General features: G+C 37.2%; 6 protein-coding genes. All 6 read right to left on the reverse strand.

Annotated elements, in window-relative coordinates; all coding sequences use genetic code 11:
- The gene (locus tag EQ827_RS07425; protein ID WP_181190367.1) at nucleotides 1–1,617 is read right to left on the reverse strand and encodes a peptide ABC transporter substrate-binding protein; all 1,617 of its coding nucleotides are present in this window, start codon (nucleotides 1,615–1,617) and stop codon (nucleotides 1–3) included.
- A gap of 238 nt (nucleotides 1,618–1,855) precedes the next feature.
- Nucleotides 1,856–2,044, reverse strand: a complete 189-nt coding sequence (locus EQ827_RS07430; protein ID WP_181190368.1) for a 2-hydroxymuconate tautomerase — start codon at nucleotides 2,042–2,044, stop codon at nucleotides 1,856–1,858.
- Between the two features lie 2 nt (nucleotides 2,045–2,046).
- A complete protein-coding gene (gene pepT / locus EQ827_RS07435) occupies nucleotides 2,047–3,288 on the reverse strand; it encodes a peptidase T (RefSeq protein ID WP_181190372.1) in 1,242 nt (413 codons plus the stop codon).
- 8 nt (nucleotides 3,289–3,296) lie between these two features.
- Entirely contained in the window at nucleotides 3,297–4,094 is a 798-nt protein-coding gene (locus EQ827_RS07440; protein WP_181190369.1) for a Nif3-like dinuclear metal center hexameric protein, read from the reverse strand.
- Entirely contained in the window at nucleotides 4,091–4,777 is a 687-nt protein-coding gene (locus EQ827_RS07445; RefSeq protein WP_181190370.1) for a tRNA (adenine(22)-N(1))-methyltransferase, read from the reverse strand. Before EQ827_RS07445 ends, EQ827_RS07440 begins: the two co-directional genes overlap by 4 nt.
- 298 nt (nucleotides 4,778–5,075) lie before the next feature.
- Nucleotides 5,076–6,124: RNA polymerase sigma factor RpoD (rpoD, locus tag EQ827_RS07450; RefSeq protein WP_181190371.1), on the reverse strand; the 1,049-nt coding region annotated here is incomplete at its 5' end.

Below are 6,124 nucleotides of genomic sequence, written 5' to 3' on the forward strand. Positions count from 1 at the left end.
TTATTTTAAAAAAGCTCGAGTATAATCATCCAGTCCCACGGGTTGACGCAAAACTCCCTTAAGCTTTGGATTAACTAAGTGACTTTCAACCATCTGATATAGTGGAATATTAGGTACAGTTTCATTTAAACGCTGTTCCATTGCTCTTAAGGTTGACCAATACTCTTGCTGATTAGTCGCATTATTATTGGCTTTCTTATATAATTGATCAAATGTTGCATCTTGGTATTTTCCAGCATTTTTCGGACTAGTACTTGTAGCCGTCCCCATAAAACTAATTGGATCAGCAAAGTCAGCTAACCAAAGAGTTTGATGGGCATCAAATTTTCCAGCTCTTACGGCAGTGGTTACACTTTTATCGGGAATGTTTTTAATGGAAACCTTTAGTTGAGGTAAATTTTTCTGCAAAGCGGCTTGGATAAATTCTGCTGAATTCTTTGTTATTCCCTCATCATCACCAATTAATTCCAAATTAACTTGACCTTTAATTCCGGCTTCAGTTTTTCCTTGTTGCCACAATTCTCGAGCTAAACGTGGATTGTAAGTGTACTTCGGCTTAACTTCACTACCAAAATCTTTTTTGGTGGTTGGATCAATAGCTACATTTTTAGCAGTATACGTATAGGCTGGTGTCGAGCCATCAGCCAAAATATTTTTAGTCAAGCTTGTGCGATCAATTGCCAGGCTGACGGCTTGACGCATTTTTTGATTAGCTAGTGGCCGATTATTACGTAAATTGGCTCTAAGAATATAAGTACCACCCTTATGTTCATGGATAAGGTTTTTGTCATTTTGTAAGTTTTTAGCTACAACGCCATTAACTATAGCATCATCTAATTTATTCTGTTCAAATAATTCATGGGCAGTATTGGAATCTTTAACTACCAAATATTTGATTGTCTGTAACTTGATTTCTTTTTTTGCATAATAGTATTTATTTTTTTGTAATGTCCAACTATTGTTGGTACCATCCCAATTAGTTACTTTAAATGGACCATTATAGTACACATATTTGGCCTGAGTACCATATTTATCGCCAAACTTTTGCAATGCATTCCTATTTTCTGGGAAGAAAGCAGGCAAAACCATTAACTTATTAAAATAAGGCATTGGATGATCCAAATTAACCCGCAAGGTATACTTATCTAAGGCTGCTACACCTAATTCTTGAGGCTGCTTTTGACCAGCCAAAATGGCATCAGCATTCTTGATACCTGAAAAAATATAGCTATATCCTGATTTAGCGGTTGGGTTAACTGAACGACGCCAAGCAGCTACAAAATCAGCAGCACTAACAGGATCACCATTACTCCATTTAGCTGTTTTTTTCAAATGAAAGGTATAGGTCTGATTATTATTAGTAGGCTGAACAACCTTAGTAGCTGCTGCGGCAACTGGTTGATTATTCTTATCGGCTTTATATAGACCTTCCATACTATTAGATAAGGCATACCATGTTGTTCCTCCAGATTCAGAAATATCTAATGATAAAAGATCTGTTGGCTCCATGACAGTGATACTTTTGGGAGCTGATTTTGATTGACTTTGGCTACAGCCTGTCAATAATAAACCACTTCCCAATAATATTGTAATAACTGTGCGCAGTTGTTTATGCATAAATATCATCTCCTTTATTAGGTGTAAATAATTAAAAATAAATTATAAAAAATTAAGCGATTAACTTTAGTTTTAATAATTTGCTAATTTTAAGCTTATTTTACCTACTTGTCAATCCGAATAATTAAAAATCACGGAGAATAAAGATTTAATATTTAGACATATATATTCATTAATTTTCGCAATAATAAAAATACCAGCCTAGCAAGTTTGCTAAGACTGGTATTTTGATTGAAAACTATTCTGCATCGGATTTTAAAACGCCGCCGACTGCATAATGATTTTTTTGCATTTCACTTAAAACAACATGAATATGTTCTTTAGGTGCACCGGTATTTTTACTAATAGCTGTTGTAACATCTTCAACCATTTGTTTTAATTGCTCCGGGGAGCGTCCTTCGATTAATTCGATATGAACTAGTGGCATAATTATTCTCCTTTGGTAGTTAGATTGATTATTTCTAGTATAACATCAACTGCTTGTTCCATCACCTGTTCTGATACATATTCAAAGCGACCATGCATATTTTCTGGTCCCGCAAAGATATTCGGCGTTGGTAATCCCATAAAGGAAATAATTGATCCATCAGTTCCTCCACGCACAGCTTCTTCTTGAGGTTTTATTCCGAGATTAGCCATCGCTTTTTCTGCTCGAGTCACTACATCCAAATGATCTTTCATTATTTCATACATATTATAATATTGGTCAAAAATCTGGGCTTGAACTGTTTGTGCACCATACTTTGCATTTAATTGGGTAACAATTTGCCGCAATAACTGCTTGCGTTTTTCTAGGCCTTCACGTTCAAAATCACGGATAATATAGGCCATGTTAGCATGATCAATACTGCCATCAAAATCAGTTAATAAGAAGAAACCCTGACGTCCAGAAGTTTTTTCGGGAACTTCATCAGCAGGCAAAGCTTGCTGTAATTCCATTCCAATTAAAGAAGCATTAACCATAATGTCCTTAGCCTCACTAGGGTGAACATCTTTACCAGTGATTTGAATTTTCGCAGCTGCTGCATTAAAAGTTTCAAATTCCAATTGACCTAAAGAACCACCATCAACCGTATACGCAAAGTCTGCGCCAAAAGCAGGTACATCAAATCGCTTAGCACCTTGGCCGATTTCCTCATCGGGTCCCAAACCAATCCGAATTTTGCCATGGACGATTTCGGGATGATTAATCAGATATTCCATAGCAGTGATAATTTCACTAACACCCGATTTATCATCTGCTCCTAATAATGTCGAACCATCGGTTGTAATTAAAGTATGTCCTGCATAATTTTTTAAATTAGGAAAAATAGCAGGATCAAGTTGATACTTGCCAGCAGCATCTAATTGAATCACACTTTGTCCATCATATGCGGGAACTTCTTGGGGGTTAACCCCTTCTGAATTAAAATCTGCCGTATCAACATGACCTAAAAAGCCCACTACTGGAACTTGATCATCAATATTGGCTGGTAAAGTAGCTGTAAGATAGGCTGTTTTTGGATTATATACAACATCACTTAACCCAACTCGTTCTAATTCAGTTTTTAATTTTAATAAAAAATCAACTTGGCGCTGAGTAGATGGAACAGAAGTTGAATTCTCATCTGAACGCGTATTTTGCTTAACATATTCTAAAAACCGCGGAATTAATTGCTCGTATTTCATTATTATGCTCCTTAAATAAATTTAAAGGGTTCAGTATTGGTTTTTGAAGCCAAAATAGTTAATTGCCAATGATATTTTTGGGACCATTGCTCCAGCAAAATTTTAGTTTGCTCAATAAAGACTGCCTCAATATGATGTCCTGGATCTATCACATTTAAACCTGCTGCTAACATATCATGAGCGGTGTGATAATAGACATCTCCAGTAATAAGGACATCTAAATTATTGGCTTGAGCTTGAGGATAGAATTTACCGCCATCACCGCCAATTATCCCCACTTTTTGAACTTGTGTCTGGATGTTATTAGCAATAATTCGTAAACCGGAAAGCGCCCAAGTTTGTTTGATATATTGTGCTAATTGTAGCACTGTCTGGGGCTGACTTAAAGTTCCCCATCGACCTAATGCCACCCCGTCTTGATCTGCACCAAAGGACTGAATATTTTGCAGTTTTAAAGCTTGCGCCAACCAATCATTCATCCCCGGCTGTGTTTTATCCATATTGGTATGTGCAGCATAAACTGTAATTTGATGGCTTAATAAGTCAGCGTACATCTTATTTTGAGGAATAGATGTATCCAAATTATGGGCTGGATGAAACATTACTGGATGATGCGCAAAAATAAAATCTACTTTTTGCTCAATTGCTTCTTGCACAACTTCAGGTCGCACATCTAAAGTGGTTAATACTCGTTGAACTGGCTGATGGAGATTGCCTAATTGTAGACCAGTGGGGTCATGCTCCATTTTTAATTTTAAAGGAGCATAGTTTTCAATTTGTTGAACTAATTGTACGCCGGTAACTATCATGCTAAAACCTCCTCAATTTGTTGGATTCGCTTTTGAGCTAATAATATTTTCTGGGGTTGTGCCTTGGCAGCTTTTTGTAGATTATGGTACATAAAACGTGCTCGTCGTAATTGTTCTTGCCATTTTAAAATAAAGACTTCATCTCGCTTTTTTAATAAACAGGGCCCAAACATTATTTCCTGCGAGGATAAAGCTGGAGCTGCTGAAGTTTGTTGTGCCAAGATTATTTCATAAATATGGCGCCCCTCTTGGACAATATTTTCATCAATAATCTGCCATTGCTGCTGACTTAACCAAGCACGCACGCAGGCTTCATCATTATTGGGCTCCAAAATGAGCTGGGGAATGTACTGTAATTGCTCCTGCCCTCTTTTAAGAATTTGGGTAATTAATTGCCCGCCCATTCCAGCAATAACAGCTAAATCAACTTCATCTACGGCGTGCAATCCCGCTAAACCATCAGCTAAACGCGTACTAATTTGTGTTTGAAGGTTTGCAGCTTGAATGTCTTTTTGAGAAATACTTAAGGGGCCGGGGCTAACTTCACTAGCAATTGCTCGTTGAATTAGTTTATGCTGTACTAAATAAATGGGAACATAGGCATGATCTGATCCTATATCAGCCACACATTTGACAGCTGGCACCATATCTACAATTGTCTGCAGTCGGGGGGACAATTTCAATTTCTAAACTCCTTATGTAAAAGTAAAGCTGCAGCAAAGAACAGCTAAAACTGCGTACTAGCCCTCCTAGCTTTAACGGGATATGAGCAAAATTGCAAAAGAACCCGGAGTAAAAATTTATTCCGGGCTCTGTCAGTAATTATCTAAACATATCACGCTAATAAGCCGAAATTTGTGTCTAATTATGCCTACTTATCAAATTACTATTGTAATTACATGTAGGAACGCAACTTTACAACTGCTCATTGACACAGCTTGTTAACTTTTATTAATTATTTAGTCAAATTATAATTTTATCTTATTCCAAAAAATCTTTTAATTGCTTAGAACGTGAAGGATGGCGTAACTTGCGTAAGGCTTTAGCTTCAATTTGACGGATACGTTCACGCGTTACACCAAAGACTTTACCTACCTCTTCTAGAGTACGTGTCCGACCATCATCCAAACCAAAACGTAACCGCAATACGTTTTCTTCCCGGTCAGTTAACGTATCCAAGACACTTTCTAATTGCTCTTTTAAGAGTTCATATGAGGCATGATCTTCAGGACTAGTTGCATCATCATCTTCAATAAAATCTCCTAAGTGTGAATCATCCTCTTCACCAATTGGAGTCTCTAAAGAAACAGGTTCTTGAGCAATCTTCAAAATATCGCGGACCTTAGGAGTAGGAATATCCATTTCCGCCCCGATTTCTTCAGGCGTTGGTTCCCGCCCTAAGTCTTGCAGCAATTGGCGCTGAATACGAATTAATTTATTAATAGTTTCTACCATATGCACAGGAATACGAATTGTACGGGCTTGATCAGCGATTGCCCGCGTAATGGCTTGGCGAATCCACCAAGTAGCATAAGTGGAAAATTTAAATCCCTTCCGGTAATCAAATTTTTCTACCGCCTTCATTAATCCCATATTACCTTCTTGAATTAAATCTAAGAAGTGCATTCCCCGGCCAACATATCTTTTTGCAATCGAAACCACCAAGCGCAAGTTGGCTTCGGCTAACTGCTGCTTAGCTTCTTCGTCACCCTTTTCAATTCTTTGTGCCAATTCAACTTCTTGTTGAGCATTTAATAAGGGTACTCGGCCAATCTCTTTCAAATACATCCGCACAGGATCATTCATTTTCACACCTGTGGGTGCCGACATATCATTTAATTCATGATGATTGACTTCTTTTTGACTCTTTAAGGCTAATTTACTTGGATCACCAGCTTGGTCGATAACACTTAAACCATGTTCTTGTAAATGATCAACCAATTCTTCAATAGAATCACCTTTTAAATCAAAAGGCTTAATAATCTTTTCTTCTACAACAGTTTCTGGAATTTTCTTATCTTGCTGATAAG

Source organism: Bombilactobacillus bombi, assembly GCF_013607485.1.
Classification (GTDB): Bacteria; Bacillota; Bacilli; order Lactobacillales; family Lactobacillaceae; genus Bombilactobacillus; species Bombilactobacillus bombi_A.

Bases quoted from the DNA above. Each gene is read 5' to 3' on its own strand.
- EQ827_RS07425 (WP_181190367.1), bottom strand. From the start codon at position 1,617: ATGCATAAACAACTGCGCACAGTTATTACAATATTATTGGGAAGTGGT.
- EQ827_RS07430 (WP_181190368.1), bottom strand. From the start codon at position 2,044: ATGCCACTAGTTCATATCGAATTAATCGAAGGACGCTCCCCGGAGCAA.
- EQ827_RS07440 (WP_181190369.1), bottom strand. From the start codon at position 4,094: ATGATAGTTACCGGCGTACAATTAGTTCAACAAATTGAAAACTATGCT.